Source organism: Hoylesella shahii, assembly GCF_937990675.1.
GTDB lineage: Bacteria > Bacteroidota > Bacteroidia > Bacteroidales > Bacteroidaceae > Prevotella > Prevotella shahii.
The window spans coordinates 16,229-35,177 of sequence record NZ_CALKQY010000052.1 but is presented as its reverse complement, the minus strand read 5'-3'; the positions used below and the strand labels follow the sequence as shown (position 1 = coordinate 35,177).

Here is an 18,949-nt window from a genome sequence, read left to right as displayed (position 1 = left end):
AGAGCAGCAACAAAAGTGCTACAAGTCCATGTTTCTTTTCCATAATTCACCAGTTCTATTAGTTATTTGTAAGTGATTATACGTGTCTGATGGTTAAAGTGTGCCTATAACAACCCACATGATACGATGGTTATACCTATAACACCAATATACAATGTGCCATTGGCCTTGCCTATATAACCCAGCAAGGCACAGCTCTACTACAGTAAGGCGTTTAATACTTCACCAACCATTTACTTACTTTGAATTACTTTGATGGTTGCACCACTGTTGTCCACCATGCAATAAACATAAAGTGTCCGTTTCTTCCCTGTTGTGTTTGGCTCTGCTATTATCTTCATATCATTATTAAAAGACTCCTTGTACTTCACAGTTAGCCAATAATATGTCGCGATGATGGTGTCGTTCTCGCCCTTACTAAGCTTTGTTTCGCCATATCCATTGTAATCGTTGATGGTTACATCATAAAAGCCCTCTTTCCCGGAACAGATTACTGTGCCACCTTCTCTGCCTAGACTTACTTTTGAGGGATAGCCATAATTGTCCAAACGCCCACAAGCAACGAGTAAGAGCAGCAACAAAAGTGCTACAAGTCCATGTTTCTTTTCCATAATTCACCAGTTGTATTAGTTATTTGTAAGTGATAATACGTATATGGTGGTTGAAGTGTGCCTACAACATCCCACATGATACGATGGTTATACCTATAACACCAATATACAATGCGCCTTTGGTCTTGCCTATATAGCCCAGTAAGGCACAGATCTACTACAGTAAGGCGTTTAAGACTTCCCTAACCATTTACTTATCTTGAGTTACTTTGATGGTTACATAATCATTATAAATAGGGCCATAAACATAGAGAGTGCGTTTTTTCCCCGTTGTATTCGGCTCTGCTATTATTTTTATTTCAGGCCCAACAAGTCTTTTGAACTTCGCTGTTAACCAATAATACTTTGCAATGATGGTGTCGTTCTCATCTATGATAATTTCAGACTCGCCATTTCCATTATAATCGTTAATGTTAATATTTGACATCCCGAGCCTGCCAGAACAAAACTTAGTGCCTCCCTCTTTCCCAAAATTAATTTTCGAGGGATAACCATAGTTATCAGTAGGACCACAAGCCACCAATAAGAGCAGCAACAAAAGTGCTACAAGTCCATGTTTCTTTTCCATAATTCACCAGTTCTATTAGTTATTTGTAAGTGATTATACGCATATGATGGTTATAGTTTGTGTCTTTTTTTCTTAACCAAGGACGATCATAATCATTCTTATCGCTATCTAGCTTAAATATTCCATCAACATAATATCCATTACAAGGACCACCCCAGCCGAAATCGCAATGTACCATACGGCATGTTTCGGTAGTTGTACTGCTATCAATTAGTTTTCCATTTTTATATAGTTTTGTCTCCTTTTGCCTTGATTTTATTTTATAGCCGTCAATAATCCAGGCATGGCTGTTCCAAACCCTAATGCCAGGTATAGCATAAATAATCACTGGGCGACCATTATCTATCATCGACGAAACCCTATCGTAGCTATAGTTACATCTGTGTACATCATTATATCCCATATCTTTTAAAAAAGAAGAAGCCTTTGATGGGAAAGTAAAAGTTCCTGCGTAGAAATACATAGAACCACACCATTCAGAAATGCCTTTTAGTAAAACTGCTGCAGATACCCGACCTGATGCTGAGTAAGGATTGTTCATTGCACCCCAATCAACTACATAGCCATTGTACGAGAAACTAGCTGGCTGCCTAAAATGGGTCATTATTTTTGCTAACGATAAGGGGAAACATCCAGCAGGTGCTTTTCTCTTTTTTCCAAAGATGAGGAATTTCCGTCTATTAGGATATAAGTCGTTAAAAGGATAGTCTTGATCCCAATGATCATACGCACTTAAGATATTATTGGTTTGTTTAATGTCTTTCCAATCAGAGATTGTAGTGTTTCTAGTGTATGAATCATTTGGGTCTGAACCACTACCATTCCCATTATGTACTTCGTCTCTAGCATAATATGCACAATATGTTAGAATTGATTTCCTACTATCATCCTCGGGACGACCTGCTCTAGTAACAGACTGATTGTCTTCCTCACGAAAGTTTCCAACCCAATTATCATCCATTGAAGCGTCATAGGTGGAAAAAGTGTTCGGATTAAGAAAAGACTCATCAGGATAATCTTTTACTGTAAAGAGTCCGTCGCCAGTGGTGGGATAGACCTTGTTTATGTAATTCTCATTGTTCTTAAAGAAGGAAGCTACGGCATCAACGTCTTCTTTCGTTAGATTACTTTTATCAGCCACAGCTATCACCTTTTCTTGAATTCTATCGTCTCCTGCTAAAATAGCAAAGCCTTTGTTGTCTGCGAAATTTGCAACATATAAAATGTTGTTCGCATTAGAGGTGGCCACCCGTGTAGTGACCTCATCCATTTTCATTGGAATTACACTAACAATCTTTGGGTGAGAGTCCCCCCTCTTGTTGAGCCATCCATAAGGAAGTTGTCTAGGTTAGATAATGCCTTATCGGTAGAAATGGCATGCAATTGAGTAGTTTCTTCAGGAAGAGGATTTTTTGAAACCTCTGTCTCTGCATCCTGACAAGCACTCAAACTAATAGAAAAGACTATCACCAACGATAGAAGTAAAAAACTTTTTGTACTCATAATAGTTCCTTTCTGTTGATAATTAGGTTCGTTATAAATATTACATAAGGCTTACTAAATATTTAGTAAGATAATATATTACAAAGTTAGAATTTTTTCTCCAAATCGGCAATACAAATAATGGAATTTTTTCTGCTTGGAAAAACGTTTTCTATATATAAAAGTTTGGGGTTAAAACCTCGTTTGGATTTCAATCCTTTTTGTTGCATCTATTTTAAGTAAAAAACTTCGATAATAGGAGTTAATGTGCACATTCAACTAGGTTGCAGTAGGTTTATGCTAAATTGCATGATAGACGTAAAAAACAAATATTGTGTAAAGAAGCTGCTGTGTGCCAACAAGCATGAAATGCGGCTACAAGTGGTTTGTAGTGTCACTACGAGTGGGTTGTAGTGTGAGTACAAACACCTTTGTACACTGTTTTTTATGTGTAGTGAAAGTTGATGTATGCTATTGTGCTTACATGCAGCTTTGGAAAACAAGTTAAAGTCTGATGTTGGTTTTCGGTGGTTGCGACTTTTAGAATTATTACTGTCCGCTAAAGATTACAAGTTGACGAGAAAAAGATTTAAAAGGATGATGGCGTAATCATTTTTTTCTCGCCTTTTCCCCTTAAAATGCCCTTCTTACTTTAGTAGGTAACGTTGGCGCGACTCAATAATTTCGCCCATGTGTTCGGTTGCCCACGCAAGTAGATTGCTAATATGTGGAAGTAGGCTCTTGCCTTTGGCAGATAACGAGTACTCTACGCGTGGCGGAACTTCGGGAAAAGCAACGCGGGTAATAAGTGCATCGCCTTCGAGCATCTTTAAAGTAGCCGTGAGCATCTTTTGAGATATGTCTGGAATGTTGCGTTGCAACTCCTTGAAACGCAAGTTTCCATTTGTTTCTAAGGTGAAAAGCACCAACATCGACCACTTATCACCCACTCGCGATAGTATATTTCGGATGGGGCAATCGGGATAAAGGGCGTCACGTACTTCTGTTCTGTTCATTTTAATAGGGTTTTTAAGTTGCTTTACTGCACAAAAGTAACTATTATCCTTTGCAATGCTTGTCTGTTTATTGTTAAACAGTGCTAAAACTTAAAGGCGCAACTCACTTGCTCTCAGCATTACTTACTCTAAGGTAACTGGCTCACCTTATTGTGCCTACTTGTGCGAACCATTGATTGTGAATACCTTTGCATCGTCAGAACAATGACGATTAAACACAAAATTAATTATACAATAAAGATTATGAAGACTGTAAAGACAACAACAGAAGGTAAGAATTTCACAGCTGTGAATATCGGTAAGTTAAGCGAAGTGAAGGATTATGTACTGCCTTTGGGCGACATTGAAATACCTGGAAAGGTGTTTGTGGGCCAGGCATTGCAAGCAACAGGTAGCGAAGTGTCGTTCCAAACGCTGGTTCCTGGTCAGGATAGTGGTTTTCTTCATACGCATAAAACCCACGAAGAACTGTACTTTATCCTTAAAGGCGCGGGCGAGTATCAGGTTGATGGCGAGGTGTTCCCCGTGTCGGAAGGTAGCATCGTACGAGTTGCTCCAGCGGGTAAGCGCGCCTTAAAGAACACTGGTGAGGGCGAGATGCTGATGCTTTGCATACAATACAAGGCCGATAGCTTTGGCGAAAACGATTCTCCTGCTGGGGATGGTGTGATACTTGGCGATAAGCTAACATGGTAATCGACCCGCAATTTCCTACATGTCCAATCCGCAATGTCCTTTCAAGGCTTTGCGGATTAGATGCTTTATGGGTGATACTTGTTCTAGACGAGCGCGTGTCGGCTTCAATGGAGCAACTTTGTTGGGGGATAGTAGGGATGAAGTATCAACAGGTTGTATCTGCCGTTCGTATCTTGATGGAAGACCATCTTCTTGAGCATTCAAGCGGTGTGTATCGCTTATCGCCATTAGGGCAATCGGTATTGCCTTATGTTAAAGAACTTGTGGGTTGGTGTGAGATGCAAATTAAGTGTTGACGAAGTGCAGTGCCATTGCGCATTAGGAGTTGTGGATGGGCATGTGTTATCTAGTAATGCCCGCGTTTAACGAGAAAAAGCCCCGAAAGCATAACGCTTTCGGGGCTTTATTACTTGTGTGCCCTTGGGAAATAAGTGTTTTATCCTCGTGGGCAAGATGGTTCGTGAGGGTTACAGGGCGGCGAAAATCCAGTCGTACACGTAGCTGCAAACGCCGAAGAGTGCAACGCCTATGGTGCAGATGGCTAAGGCCAAGCGCGTGTTACAGTCGCTTTTGAAGGCTGGCAACGGGTTTTCGCTCTTGTTGATGTACATCGCCTTAACGATGAGCAAGTAGTAGTAAAGGCTGATAACGGTGTTGATCAAGGCGATGAACACAATTAAATAAGCCCAAGCACTGCCCTGTTCGAGAGCGGCCATAAATACGAAGAACTTGCTAAACATACCTGCAAAGGGAGGAATGCCACCAAGCGAGAAGAGGGCCAACGTCATGAGGAAGGCTAACTTGGGGTTGGTGGAGTAGAGCCCGTTGTATGCATCCATGTCTGTTACGCCGTTGTTGCGCTCTTCGATGGCACTGATAATGGTGAAAACACTCATGTTGGCCACCACATACACCAATATGTAATAGGTGAGAGCGGTTACACCCATGCCCGAATTACCCATCACTGCCAGCATGATATATCCTGCTTGCGAAATAGAACTGAAGGCCATGAAACGCTTCAATTCGGTTTGGCGAATGGCGAAGAGGTTGGCAATGGTGATACTCAACACAATGACGATGCCCAAAAGGTATTGCCATTGCTGCAAAAGCGCACCGAAAACGTGCATCAGGATGGTGCAGAGCGTAAAGGCTGCAGCACCCTTTGACACTACAGACAGATAACCTGTGATGGTGGTTGGTGCCCCTTGATAGGTGTCGGCAGTCCAGAAGTGGAAAGGTACAAGCGAAATCTTAAATCCCAATCCGCTAAAGAAGAACACCATACCCATCAATGTCATGGGCGTTGCCGATAGGTTTTTTGCCACCTCGTTGAAGTAAAGCGAACCAGCGTCGGCATAGATGAAGGTGAGTCCATAGAGCATCACACCGCTAGAAAAGGTTGCGGTGAGGATGAATTTGGCACCTGCTTCAGCCGAATTGTGGCGGTATTTGTCGAATGCCACTAAGCAAGCCATGGGCACAGAAGCCATTTCGAGCCCTAAGAAGAAGAGCAAGAAGTGGTTGGCACTAACCATCATGTTCATGCCAAGAAGCGTAGAAATGATGAGCATGTAGAACTCACCTTCTTTAAATGTGCTATCGGGACGCGAAAGCCACGTACGTGCTTGTATGAAAACAATGAGTGTACCAAAGGCTAGGATGGTTTTAACCACGCCAATCATGGGCGAAGTGACATACATTTCACCAAATACCGAAGCCGACTCGGTGGGACAAATGTTCACAAGAATGTGAGCAAGCATGAAGATACACACCAGAGGGTTGAACCAGGGGCGTGGTGAAGGAGCCGTCTTTTCGTCGGTTAACACGATGGGAGCCTTGTGAGCAGTGACGAAATCTACGATGAAGACAATCACCAACAAAGCCATCAAGGTAACCTCGGGCATCATATGGAAAAACTGACTATAATCTAAATTCATTGTAGGAAGCGTTTAAAGTGATGCTATTGCGGTTACATTGTTGATGTGTTCGATAATTGGGCCCAACGTGTCGCTGATGATGTTGCTCGCCCAAAGCGGAGCAATACCAAGTCCGGCAACACAGAAGATGAGACAGCCAACGGCAAAACGCTCATCCCAAGTGGCGTCGGTGAGTTCCTCGAAATGAGGATCGGCAACCTTGCCATAGAGAATTTTGCCCACAACACGTAAGATGTAGACTGCTGTAGTAACGATTGCCGTACAGGCAATGATAGTGGCAGAGCGATGGAATACGTCGTTGTTTTGGAACGAACCAACGAAGATGGTCATTTCTGCAACGAAACCCGAGAAGCCTGGAAGACCCAAGTTGGCCAAACCAGCAATGACATAACCCACACTAAGGAAAGGCATAATCTTCATTAAACCACCCAGTTGACGAATGTCGCGTGTGTGGGTTCGACCATAAATCATACCGATGAGGGCAAAGAATAGGGCCGTCATCAAGCCGTGAGAGAGCATCTGAAGCACAGCACCCGTGCAAGACGTCTGTGTCATCATGAGTAATGCGAAGAGCACCAATCCACAGTGCGACACAGAAGAGTAGGCGTTAATGTACTTCAAGTCGGTTTGAACGCAAGCTGAGAACGCACCATAAACCACCGAGATTGTGGTGAGAATGATGAATATCCATGAAAGCTGATGAGCTGCTTCGGGTAAAAGCACGATGGCAATGCGGAAACAGCCATAGCCTCCTAGCTTCATTAGTACGCCAGCATGGAGCATTGATACAGCCGTTGGGGCCGATGCGTGACCGTCGGGAGACCATGTATGGAAGGGGAAAAGCGCGCCAAGCACACCGAAACCAATAAATACAAAGGGGAAAAGTACCTTTTGTACGCTCTCGGGAATATTGTGCAGGGCTTGCAATTCGAGGATGTTCATCGTGGTACCACCACTAAAGAAGTAGATGCCAATGATGCCAATGATAAGCAAAGCCGAACCACCCATGAGCATAAGTGTAAGCTTCATGGCCGAATATTCCTTTTTGCCACTACCCCAAACGCCAATAAGCAGGTACATGGGGATTAGCGCCACCTCGTAGAACATGAACATAGTGAAGAGGTCTATCGAAATAAAGAAACCATAAACACCAATGCTAAGCAGGGTGAACCAAAGGAAATATTCTTTTGTTAGGGGCTTTAGTTGCCATGATGCGAAGGTTCCGGTGAACACAATGATGCTCGACAAGAGCAACATTACCACTGAGATGCCATCTACACCTATGGCGTAGGCTATGTGAAGGGGTTTAAACCAATCCACAGTGTATTGAAACAGCATGGCATCGGTGTTGCCCGCATCGCGCATTTGAAGGAAAGCGAAGGTGAGCCAAACCGACAGTGCCAGCAGGCACGTAGAGCCGACAACCATCACACCACGCACTTGATTGAGGCTGCGAGAGAGCCAAAGGCCCAGCAACATCAGTACGGGGATTACTACGAATAATGTTAATATACTCATTTTGTTTTTCTTTTATCTGGTTGTTACCTCATATTATAACATGTATAGCAAAACCAAGGTAAGTGCAACGGCTCCCGAAAGGAACCAGATGGCGTAATGGCGCACGTCGCCGCTTTGCCATGGGCGTATGCTTTCGCCTGCTTCGTTCGAACCCCAAGCCAGGAAGTCGAATGTTCCATCGATAACATGGCGGTCGAACCACGCAATGGGTTTTGATATTAGGCGGAAGATGATGCGGTGCGTTACGTATTGCCAAACCTCGTCCATATAGAAACGCTTGTAGGCTGCACGGTGAAGTGTGGGGAAGGTCTTAGCCAACTTGTCGGCTACTGGTGTTTCCTCATTCTTGTACATAAGCGTTGCTGCTACGATACCGATAATAGCTAAGGCCACACTGGTGCCTGCAACGGTCCAGTTGATATGGGTATGGAAACCTATACCGTTGGCCGAAATAAGCTCGCCGAATGGCAAGAAGCCACAGGTAATTGTAATGATAGACAAGAATATTAAGGGGAACGTCATCGTGAGCGGTGCCTCGTGGGGCTTATGCGCTCCTTCGTTGATGTGCGTTTCGTAGTAGCTCTTGCCCCAGAATATCACATAATAGAGTCGGAACATGTAGAAAGCCGTCATCATAGCAATGCCACTCATTACAGCGCCCATTACAGGACTGAAATTGTAGCAAGCAACTAGTATCTCATCTTTCGAGAAGAATCCTGAGAATGGGGGGATACCAGCGATGGCGAGACACGAAATGAGGAATGTGATATGGGTGATAGGCATGTATTTACGTAGCCCGCCCATGTATTCTTTCTCATTTGAGTGTACGGCATGTATGATACAGCCTGCACCTAGGAAGAGACAAGCTTTGAACATGGCGTGAGTGAAGAGGTGGAACATACCAGCCATGTAACCAAGTCCTTGCACATCTGCGTACTCTTCAGTCATGGCAACAGCTCCAGTGTGCGGATCGGGTAAGCAAACACCCAAAGCCACGAGCATAAATCCAATCTGCGAGATGGTAGAGAAAGCCAAAACGCGCTTGATGTCGCTTTGAACACAAGCCACAGCGGCGGCATAGAAGGCCGTGAAAGCTGCGATGTAAGCTATCCAATGCAGTTGTTCGGGGGCAAATTCCACAAAGATGGGGAAGAGACTAGCCACGAGGAACACACCTGCAACAACCATTGTGGCGGCATGGATAAGTGCAGATACTGGCGTTGGACCTTCCATTGCGTCGGGCAGCCAAATGTGCAAGGGGAACATAGCACTCTTACCAGCACCACCAATGAACATGAAGAACAGCGCAACGGGCAACATTACAGCAGCTCCAGCCACTTGCTCGTGAAGTGTGGGCATAGCGTGGAGGTCGTAATTGAATGTTCCAACGTAGAAACTGTAAATCAAAATACCGATGAGGAAGAACAAGTCGGCGAAACGTGTAACGATAAAAGCCTTCTTAGATGCGGCAACGGCAGCCCCTTGGGGATAGTAGAAGCCAATTAGAAGGTAAGACGACACGCCCACAAGTTCCCAAAAAAGATACATTTGGAAAATGTTTGTGGCCACTACAAGGCCCAACATCGACATGGTGAAGAGCGATAGGTAAGCGTAATAACGCTGGAAACCCTTTTCGCCGTGCATATAACCAAACGAGTAGATGTGCACCATAAGGCTCACAGTGGTGATAACCACTAGCATCATCACCGAAATAGGCGAGAGACGGAAGCCCAAGTTAAAGGTGAGAAGTTCGGAGAACTTCAACCAAGTGAGGTTAAATGCTGTGACGTGCGGATATAAACCGTCGGCACCGCGACCTTGTCCGATGAAGTATTCGTATGCCGTGTAGATGGAAAGGCAGAAGATAGTGCCCAAAACCACCGTACCAATGGCACCCGCCACCTTATGCGGCATCTTCATACCTGCTAGTCCTAAGACGAGGAACGACAGTGCAGGCAGAAGTAGTATTAAAAATACAAAATTGTATTCCATTGTTTTTTATAGTTTCATGTTTTCAATACTGTTCACCTGATCACTGTGGAACCTGCGGTAAACGTTAAGGATGATAGCGATGGCAACAGCTGTTTCGGCAGCATTGATGCCAATAGAGAACAAGGAAAAGTAGAAACCTTCGAGTTCTCCAGGGTGGAGTATGCGGTTGAAAACAGCAAAGTTGATGTCAACCGAATTGAGTACCAGCTCGATGGAGATGAGCATCGCGATAAGGTTGCGACGTGTAACAAATCCGAAAAAGCCGATAAAGAAGAGCACAGTGCTCAGTCCCAATAATAATTCTACAGGTATCATTTCTTATCCTCCTTTCTTGCAATCATAATTCCACCGATAATACAAGCCAAGAGGAATACAGAAATAAACTCGAAAGGCAACACATACTGATACTTGCCTGCACCAACGAGTTTCTCTCCGATAACCGACATGGGTACTTCGGCGTCGACCATGCTGGCCGACATGTCTATAAATTCGTTCTTAAGCAGCACCAAACCAACGGTAACCAGTCCAAGAAGGGCTACCAATGCGCCAGCAACAACGGTTTTTCCGCGTTGTCTTTCTTGCAAACCTTGCAATGTGCGCTTCGATACCAGTTGGATCGCGAAGATGTAAAGCATCGTCAATCCACCAGCATAGATAGCTATTTGCGCTGTTCCTAAGAATGTGTAGTCTAACAGGAAGTAAACACCTGCTACGCCAAAGAGCACGAACAGCAAGAAAGTAGCCGCCCGCATAATTCTCTTTGTGAATACGCATACGATGGCCGAACCAATGATAATAACGGCCAAGATGCAAAACATGATGATATTTGCCATATAGTTGTCTACTCCTATTATTTTGTTTTTGTGTTGAAAGTTCCGATTTCGCTTTCCGCACCGCCGTCGATGATGTTAGGCAAAGAGCTTTGGTAGTGTTCTTTGTCTAGTTCGAGCACCAGTTTGTCGCGGTTGAATACGGCATTTTCAAAGTCGTTGGTGAACTCGATGGCATCGAAGTTGCAGGCGTTGGTGCATAGTTCACAGAACATGCAGTCGCCCAAGTCGTAGTCGTACTTCACAAGTTGACGTTTCTTCTTGCCTTCCTCGTTGGTCACCATTTCAGAAACGATGCGTATTGTGCCATTAGGACAAGCCTTTTCGCACATCAAGCAAGCCACACATTTTACCACATCGTTCTCGTCGCGCTTCATAACGAGCCTACCGCGCGAGCGTTTTGCCACGTGCAAAGTGGTCTTTCTGTTTTCGGGGTATTGCTCCGTTACCTTGGGCGTGAAGTATTCGCGCAACGTAACACGTAAGCCAGTGGCTAGCGATTTGATGCCATCTCGTATACCACCAAAATATGATTTATTATTATCTTCCATGTCGTTTTCGTTATTTAATGTACCAACCAAAGGCCACAATTATAGTCATGAGCACCAGGTTGAGTAAGGACAGGGGCATCAGGTATTTCCATTCAAGCTTCAAAATTTGGTCGATGCGCAGACGTGGGAAGGTCCAACGTATCCACATCAATACCCAAACCAAAGCAAATGCTTTACCAATGAACCACACGATGCCTGGAATATAATCCATCACCTTATCAAATCCCTCTACACCAATGTGGATTGGCATCCAGCCACCAAGAAAAACCATGGAGGCAACACCAGCAACAATGAAGAGATTGAGGTATTCGGCCAAGTAGAAGAATCCAAAGCCCATACCTGAATATTCGGTGTGATAACCTGCAGTAAGTTCGCTTTCTGCCTCGGCTAAGTCGAACGGACCGCGGTTTGCTTCGGCATTACCTGTAACGAGGAACACCAAGAAGGCGATGATTGCTGGGATATGGCCTTGGAATATGAGCCAACCGAAGGGGCCGCTCTGTGCTTCAACAATGCCGCTAACCTGCATTGTGCCTGTAAGAATCACGGCAGTGATGAGGCAAAGACCCAATGACATCTCGTAAGAAATCATCTGCACTGCGCCACGCATGGCCGAAATAACGCTATACTTGTTGTTCGAACTCCATCCAGCGATGAATATACCGATGACACCGATACTTGAAATAGCTGTCATGAGGAAGATACCAACGTTGAAATCTAGGATTGTAGCGCCGTTGTTCCAAGGCATGAACGAGAAAGCACCTACCGAACCCACCAACACCAATATAGGTGCGATGGCGTAAAGCAACTTGTCGGCCTTGTCTACAGCAAAGATTTCTTTGATAAGCATCTTGAGAACGTCGGCGATAACTTGGAAAATTCCCCACGGTCCAACACGCATCGGACCGAGACGACATTGGAAAGCCGCACACACCTTACGTTCCATAAATATGAGCAAGATTGCCAATATGGCGTAGGCTGCCAGTATAAATACACCCACGAGCACACATTCGATGAGTATTGCCCAAAAGCTACTCAGTCCGCAAGTGTCTCGCAGCAGACTGTCAAACCACGTTGTTACGATTGAAAAGTCAAACATAATTATCTGTCAATATCGGGTATAACATAATCTAATGATGCGCCGACAGCGATAAGGTCGGCTATCTTCTCGCCTTTAAGCATGGTATCCAAGGCCGAAACCAAAGGAAGACCCATGGGGCGGAACTTCAAACGATAGGGACTCTTGTCGCCTTTGCTGTCTAGGAACACGCCAATCTCTCCGCGCGAGCCTTCGCAAGAGAAGTACCATTGGCCTTCGGGCACTTTGATAATGGGCTTCTGCTTGATATAGAAGTCGCCTTCGGGTATGTTGTCGATAAGCGTTTCCATGATATGAACGCTCTGTTCCATTTCCTTCATGCGCACCATGTAGCGGTCGTAGCTGTCACCGTTCTCGTAGGTAATCTCTTTAAAGTCGATCTTGTCGTACACACCGTAGCTGTGGTGTTTACGAACATCGTTTTTCCAGCCTGTTGCACGGCCTGTGCCGCCTGTACATCCATAGCTGATTGCGTCTTCGCGCGATAGTACTCCCACGTTTTTGAAGCGGTTTTCCATGATAACGTTGCCTGTGAATACATCTTGATATTCTTTGAACATCGGCTTCATGTAGGCGCAAAGTTTCTTCACGTTTTGCACAAAGTTGGGGTCGATGTCGGCTTGGCAACCACCAATGCGATAATAGTTTTGGATAAGTCGTCCACCAGTGGTCTCTTCCATCACATTGATAACCTGTTCGCGGTCGCGCATTCCATAAATAAAGGCTGTCAATGCGCCAACGTCTTGCGCACAACAGCTATAGAACAGCAGGTGCGAGTTAAGGCGTTGCAACTCGTCCATGATGGTACGGATATACTTAATGCGGTCGGTTAGTTCCACTTCCATGGCCTCTTCAATCACGCCCACCAGTGCATGGCGGTTCATTGTTGCACTAAGATAGTCCAAGCGGTCGGTAAAAGCCAGCGTTTGTGGATAAGTATAACTTTCCGAAATTTTCTCAACACCGCGGTGAATGTATCCCAGGTGTGGGTAAATCTTTCTGATTACCTCACCATCTAGTATTGTTTGTAGGCGCAACACACCATGTGTGGCAGGGTGCTGTGGTCCGATGTTCACCACATAGTCGTCTTCTCCAAACAATTTATGTCGATTTTCCACCAGGTTACCATCCTTGTCAAGGCTATATTGCAAGGTGTAGTCTGGTTCTGGGTCGTCAAACATGTTAGGTTTGTTCTTCTCGGGATCCATGTCGTAGTCTTTTCTCAGAGGGTATCCTTTGAAATCGCTACGCAGGTATAGCCTTCTCATGTCGGGATGGCCCACGAACTTAATGCCGAAGAAATCGTAAACTTCTCGTTCCATCAAGTCGGCAGCCTTCCAAAGATGGGTTACCGATGACAGGAATGGGTTGTTGCGGTCGGCAGCAACGACTTTAACCGAGATGCGTTCATAGGTTTGAGTGTTCTCCAAAATATAGATACACCCGAACCCTTCTTCCCCAAAGTCTTCACCAACGATGGTAACGAGGAAGTCGAAATGTTTTTCATTTCTTAATTTTGCCATCTCGTTGGCAAAATCGTTCGCGTTTAGTACAATGTTATTTAGTTTCATAATAGCGTCTCATTCCTTGTCTTTATCGAAATCCTTTGGTACATCTGTGATAACAATGGGTTTCTTTTCTTTGCGGTTAGCACCACCAAAGAATTTTTCCACCTTCACTTTGCGTTGCAGCTGCATCATTCCGTAGAGGATAGCTTCTGGTCTGGGAGGGCATCCAGGAATGAAAACGTCTACGGGAACAATCTCCTCTATACCGCGTACAACGTGGTAGCTCGACTTAAATGGGCCTCCGCTGATGGCGCATCCGCCAACGGCGATAACGTATTTTGGGTCGGCCATTTCATCGTAAAGGCGTCTCATAACGGGCGCCATCTTGTTGGTGATGGTGCCAGCGCACATGATGAGGTCGGCTTGACGTGGTGAGTTACGTGTTACTTCAAATCCAAAGCGAGCGAAGTCGTAGCGAGCACAGCCCACCGACATGAACTCGATGCCGCAACAGCTTGTTGCAAAGGTTAGCGACCACAACGAATTGCTGCGTCCCCAGTTGATGGCTTGGTCTAACGAGCCAACAACAACGTTTACACCGCCTTCGTTCAGCTCTTTCATTATTTGTTCGAGCGTGTCGTTGTCTTTAAATTCCGCGTAAGGAATACTCTTGATATGGGGTTGTTTTACTTCCATTCCAATGCTCCTTTCCGCCAGGCATAGGCCAGGCCAAATACAAGTACCACTAAAAAGAACCCAATGCTAGCCAGAGCCATGGCTCCAAACTGCTTGACAACTACTGCCCATGGGTACAAGAACACAGTTTCTACGTCGAACATCAGGAAAAGGATGGCGAAAAGATAGTAACCGATATGCACGGGAATCCACGAGGAACCGCGCGTCGGGATACCACTTTCGAAGGGTTCACCCTTAACCGCATTGTACGACCTAGGCCCTAATGCCTTGGCTATAGCGTATGCAGCCACTACCAAAAGGACAGCCGTTATCAGAACGGTAATAAATAAAATAAAAGACATATAACGTTATTATATAATTGTTTGTATTCAGCCAAATATGGTGCAAAGGTAATAATAAATATGAAAATGATTACATGTTTTCTTCAAAAAATGCTATCTCCATATTGCAAAGTGTGGGTATTTTGGGTGTTATCAATGTTTATTAGCAGGTTTTGTGTGTCTTTTTGCATTTCTTCTTGATGGGTTCAAGGTTTGGTTTTGCTTTTTTACATGAAGAAACGCTATCGGCTACTTGTTTGTGTGGTGGCCGATGGCGTTTCTATTGTTGGTTGACATTTTGTTTGAATAATCTCTGGGATGGCATGCTGGTTAGCTTCCCACTATTAAACTGCCCACTTGATAAACTAAGGCGCTTGCCACCCAAGCTAGCAGTGTGGTATATGCTGCTGCGAACAAGGCCCAACGCCACGAACCACTTTCGTTGCGAATGGCGGCAACTGTGGCAATACAGGGAAAGTAGAGTAGCACAAAAATGAGGTATGCATAGGCCGAAATGGGCGAAATGCCGTCGGTTATCATTTGTTTTCTCAGGCGTGTGTATTTTTCGGTGTCGTCACTGAAACTGTCATCGTCACCAAAACTGTTGTCATCGGCATAGAGCACGCCCATGGTAGAGGCCACAATCTCTTTAGCGCCCACGCCTGCCAGCAAACTCACATCCAGTTTCCAGTCGAACCCTTGAACCCTAAACAATGGCTCGATGGTTTTTCCTACGCGTCCTATAATGCTATGCTCTTGCTGCTGTTGTTTGTTTAGTGCTTCGTTATGGGGGAAATAGCCCAAGGCCCAAACAATGATACTGGCCACCAAGATGATGCCACCCATTTTTTGTAAATATTGTTTTCCCTTCTCCCAGGTATGGCGTGCGATGGCTTTTTTCGTTGGAAAGCGATAGGGAGGAAGTTCCATTACGAAGGGTGTGTCTTCGCCTTTGACCAAAAATTTACTGAAAATTTTGCTCATTATCACGGCCATGAGTATGCCCACTACATAAAGCGAAATCATAATGGCCGAGCGATATTTCAGCGCAAAGAATGTTCCCGTTATCATGATGTATATGGGTAGACGAGCCGAACAGCTCATCATGGGCAAGATAAGCATTGTAATCAGGCGGCTGCGTCGGCTTTCAATGGTGCGTGTGGCCATCACTGCAGGCACGTTGCACCCAAAACCCATGATGAGAGGAATAAACGACTTGCCATGTAAGCCCATCTTATGCATCAGTTTGTCCATGATAAAGGCTGCGCGAGCCATGTAGCCACTGTCTTCCATGAACGAGATGAAAAAGTAAAGGATAAGAATTTGTGGCAAAAACACCACAACTGCGCCCACACCAGCAATAATTCCTTCAACCAGGAGGTCTTTAACAGCGCCATCGGCAAAGTTGCTGTTTACCCATTCTCCTAACCAATTAACGCTTTGATCTATCCAATCCATTGGATATTGGCCCACGGTAAACGTCACTTGAAACATCACATAAAGCAAGAAAAAGAAGATGGGGAAGCCCCAAAACTTATGGGTGATGATGGCATCCAGTTTATGTGTAAGTTTATAGGTGTCGTTTTCTTTGCCCTCTTTGTAGTTGGCTTTGGCCAAAACGCCATGTATAAAGGCATATTTGGCATCCATAATAGCCGTTTCGCAATCTTGATTTAATTGCTTTTGTATGCTTTGAACTTCGTTTTCGCGCGTTTCTAATATCGTTTTGATATTGCTTAATTGCGCCACTTCGCGTTCGGTGTCGGCATCGTTCTCAAGAAGTTTGATGGCCAAGTATCGGGTATGAAACTTGTGTCTCACCTCTGGGTTCTGCTCAATTAGCAATTTCAGTCGGTTGATACATAGTTCGAGCCGTGGCCCATGGTTGATGTGTATGTGCCTCGACACCTTGTTATGTGGTCGCGCATCGGCAGTGGCAAAGTCTTCTTGATGCTCTTCGGACACATCTCCCTGATAGTTTTCGTGCCATTTTTGTAGTTCGGCAGCCACTTCGGGGTTGATGTTACCATCCTTATCCAGGAAGTCAACACCCTCGTACATGTTGATGATGATGTGAAAAAGCAATTGCACTCCTCGTCCCGTTTTAAAAACAGTGGGTATCATGGGCACGCCAAACTGTTTTCCCAGTGCCTCCAGGTCCACGCTGTCTCCACGTTTCTCAAACTCGTCGTACATATTTAAGGCACACACCATGCGCAAATTCATGTCAACCAACTGTGTGGTGAGGTAGAGATTACGTTCTAGATTGCTGGCATCGAGCACGTTTATCACCACGTCGGGTGTTTTTTCGATGATTTGTTTGCGCACATACAGCTCTTCGGGACTATAAGCCGACAGCGAATAGGTGCCAGGTAGATCTACCAAGTGAAATTCATAACCTTCGAAATGCGCAACACCTTCTTTGGCATCAACAGTAACACCCGAGTAGTTTCCCACTTTTTCGTGTGCGCCCGATGCAAAATTAAACAACGAAGTCTTACCGCAATTGGGGTTACCCACTAACGCCACGTTAATGATACGACGTTTTTGTCGTGCCACCTTCTGCATCTTTTCTTCGCTGTTTGTCGCTTCATCACCCGTTTTGGCGGGCATATATTCAGCTTCAGTATTAAGCGATGGGGTGTAATCCAGCTCTTGAGCATCGGTATTGTGATTATCAATGCTTTTTGCCTCCTCTTCAGACACCACCTCAATCATTTGCGCTTCGTCGCGACGTAACGATATTTCGTAACCCAAAATTTTGTATTTCACGGGGTCTTGCAGAGGAGCGTTGAGCAATACCTCCACGGTTTTGCCCTTAATAAAGCCCATTTCAACAATACGTTTTCTAAAACCGCCGTGGCCCAAAACTTTCACCACAACGGCCTTTTCTCCCGTCTTTAGTTCCGATAATCTCATTTAGTTTTATCTTTGTTATGTGTTTACATTTACACAAAGTTATAACTTTTCTATTTGAAGGTTCGTAATTGGGGTGTTATCCTTTTTTAAAATACCTATAAATGGGTATTGTGGTGCTGTGAGTTAGCCTTTTGTTTTACCTATTATTGATGATTGTTTAAGGGTTATATGTTGCTTTTCTTTGTGTTAAATATTGAGATTGATGCCGTTCTGGTGCGGCATATAAGGGTGTTTTTGCCTGGAATGCAATCTTCCCAATCGCATTTTCTTTTATGTTTTGTCTATGCTTTTGAGTGTTATTTTCTAAATTCTTGTAAATAAGAATTGGCGTGGAGGATGGAAGGGGAGAGTGCTATTATTCCAATTTGGGCCAAAACGGCACGAGAACTCCAATAATATAATAGCGATTCAACACATATCATTTAGCAAAATTATATGAACTAGTTTCTGCTAAACAGTGTGTTAGCGCGCTGGGGGTTCTCTAAACAAATGCCAAATATCTCTTTTTGTGGCATCTGAGTGCATTATTCTGATTTGTTAAATAAGTAATTATAATTTACAAAATGCACTTGTCTTAACTCCTCCTTCTAGACGAAAAAGGAGTAAAAATGGCCATAAATAGTATGGAAAATAAGAATCTTGTACTTCGTTCTGATGTGAATTTTGAGCCGTTTTTTGCAATCTCTTATGACTTTGTCTTTCTCTTTCCCAAAAATTATCGCGCACTTTTCACCCTCAAAATCATGAAATAGTATGAATATTTCTTGCTGGTTGGCTGAATGTATGCAGCAAAACTGGCGGTAATATGCATCAAAACACATCGCGTTTAGCACCAAAACACACTGCGTTTAGCACCAAAACGCAACGCTATTTGCTGCAAAACGCAGGTCAATTTGATGCAAAATACACGCTCTTGACGATGTTTTATGGTCTAAACAGCAAATAGAGTGGTTAATAAACGTGATTTTTCGATGAAATACGAACAACAAATAAATAATGGTAGAGGAGTGGTTGGCCGGCGTAAAAAGTGTATAAATATCCTTTTAGTTGTGAGTAAAATGGGTGTTTTTGCCTAATAATGTTATAACTTATAATGTATCAGACTGTTATAACTTTTGAATTACGCGCAAAAAATCGTCCTAGGCTCGGGATTTTTGCAGCGATGGCACTCATAATGTTAAATTTTAGTGCAAATATTTTACAATG

General features: G+C 44.3%; 17 protein-coding genes. 2 read left to right on the top strand and 15 right to left on the bottom strand.

Going from position 1 to position 18,949, the window contains the following annotated elements; genetic code table 11:
- Positions 1-233: 233 nt before the first annotated feature.
- The 4 genes from QME03_RS07775 to QME03_RS07760 form a co-directional block, all read right to left on the bottom strand.
- Positions 234-611 (bottom strand): BACON domain-containing protein, encoded by a 378-nt coding sequence (locus tag QME03_RS07775; protein WP_025817916.1) that lies wholly within the window; start codon positions 609-611, stop codon positions 234-236.
- 190 nt (positions 612-801) lie between these two features.
- Entirely contained in the window at positions 802-1,179 is a 378-nt protein-coding gene (locus QME03_RS07770) for a hypothetical protein (protein ID WP_281723992.1), read from the bottom strand.
- 19 nt (positions 1,180-1,198) lie between these two features.
- The gene (locus tag QME03_RS07765) at positions 1,199-2,455 is read right to left on the bottom strand and encodes a C10 family peptidase (RefSeq protein ID WP_025817191.1); all 1,257 of its coding nucleotides are present in this window, start codon (positions 2,453-2,455) and stop codon (positions 1,199-1,201) included.
- An 853-nt stretch (positions 2,456-3,308) separates the two neighbouring features.
- On the bottom strand, positions 3,309-3,677 hold the full coding sequence (locus QME03_RS07760) for a winged helix-turn-helix transcriptional regulator (RefSeq protein ID WP_025817192.1): 369 nt from the start codon (positions 3,675-3,677) through the stop codon (positions 3,309-3,311).
- A gap of 243 nt (positions 3,678-3,920) precedes the next feature.
- Here QME03_RS07760 and QME03_RS07755 point away from each other — a divergent pair, with 243 nt between their 5' ends.
- Both QME03_RS07755 and QME03_RS07750 read left to right on the top strand, forming a co-directional pair.
- Positions 3,921-4,373 (top strand): cupin domain-containing protein, encoded by a 453-nt coding sequence (locus tag QME03_RS07755; RefSeq protein WP_281723991.1) that lies wholly within the window; start codon positions 3,921-3,923, stop codon positions 4,371-4,373.
- Positions 4,374-4,444: 71 nt separating this feature from the next.
- Positions 4,445-4,669 (top strand): MarR family transcriptional regulator, encoded by a 225-nt coding sequence (locus QME03_RS07750; RefSeq protein WP_281723990.1) that lies wholly within the window; start codon positions 4,445-4,447, stop codon positions 4,667-4,669.
- 171 nt (positions 4,670-4,840) lie between these two features.
- Here QME03_RS07750 and QME03_RS07745 read toward each other — a convergent pair whose 3' ends face one another.
- From QME03_RS07745 to feoB, 11 genes are all read right to left on the bottom strand, one after another.
- Entirely contained in the window at positions 4,841-6,310 is a 1,470-nt protein-coding gene (locus QME03_RS07745; protein ID WP_281723989.1) for an NADH-quinone oxidoreductase subunit N, read from the bottom strand.
- Positions 6,311-6,322: 12 nt separating this feature from the next.
- Entirely contained in the window at positions 6,323-7,828 is a 1,506-nt protein-coding gene (locus QME03_RS07740; RefSeq protein ID WP_281723988.1) for a complex I subunit 4 family protein, read from the bottom strand.
- Positions 7,829-7,861: 33 nt separating this feature from the next.
- The gene (locus QME03_RS07735) at positions 7,862-9,820 is read right to left on the bottom strand and encodes an NADH-quinone oxidoreductase subunit 5 family protein (protein WP_025817196.1); all 1,959 of its coding nucleotides are present in this window, start codon (positions 9,818-9,820) and stop codon (positions 7,862-7,864) included.
- 6 nt (positions 9,821-9,826) lie between these two features.
- A complete protein-coding gene (gene nuoK / locus QME03_RS07730; protein ID WP_025817197.1) occupies positions 9,827-10,135 on the bottom strand; it encodes an NADH-quinone oxidoreductase subunit NuoK in 309 nt (102 codons plus the stop codon).
- Positions 10,132-10,653, bottom strand: coding sequence for an NADH-quinone oxidoreductase subunit J family protein (locus QME03_RS07725; protein WP_025817199.1), 522 nt, complete (start codon positions 10,651-10,653; stop codon positions 10,132-10,134). Before QME03_RS07725 ends, nuoK begins: the two co-directional genes overlap by 4 nt.
- A gap of 17 nt (positions 10,654-10,670) precedes the next feature.
- On the bottom strand, positions 10,671-11,201 hold the full coding sequence (locus QME03_RS07720; RefSeq protein ID WP_025817201.1) for a NuoI/complex I 23 kDa subunit family protein: 531 nt from the start codon (positions 11,199-11,201) through the stop codon (positions 10,671-10,673).
- 10 nt (positions 11,202-11,211) lie between these two features.
- Positions 11,212-12,300: an NADH-quinone oxidoreductase subunit NuoH gene (gene nuoH, locus QME03_RS07715; RefSeq protein WP_025817203.1), complete on the bottom strand. Its 1,089-nt coding sequence runs from the start codon at positions 12,298-12,300 to the stop codon at positions 11,212-11,214.
- A gap of 2 nt (positions 12,301-12,302) precedes the next feature.
- Positions 12,303-13,871, bottom strand: a complete 1,569-nt coding sequence (locus QME03_RS07710; protein WP_281723987.1) for an NADH-quinone oxidoreductase subunit D — start codon at positions 13,869-13,871, stop codon at positions 12,303-12,305.
- 9 nt (positions 13,872-13,880) lie between these two features.
- The gene (locus QME03_RS07705) at positions 13,881-14,504 is read right to left on the bottom strand and encodes an NADH-quinone oxidoreductase subunit B (RefSeq protein WP_025817206.1); all 624 of its coding nucleotides are present in this window, start codon (positions 14,502-14,504) and stop codon (positions 13,881-13,883) included.
- Positions 14,495-14,845 carry an NADH-quinone oxidoreductase subunit A gene (locus QME03_RS07700; protein ID WP_025817208.1) on the bottom strand — a complete coding sequence of 117 codons (351 nt, stop codon included), beginning with the start codon at positions 14,843-14,845 and terminating at the stop codon, positions 14,495-14,497. Before QME03_RS07700 ends, QME03_RS07705 begins: the two co-directional genes overlap by 10 nt.
- A 309-nt stretch (positions 14,846-15,154) precedes the next feature.
- Positions 15,155-17,743, bottom strand: a complete 2,589-nt coding sequence (gene feoB, locus QME03_RS07695; protein ID WP_281723986.1) for a ferrous iron transport protein B — start codon at positions 17,741-17,743, stop codon at positions 15,155-15,157.
- Positions 17,744-18,949: the final 1,206 nt, after the last annotated feature.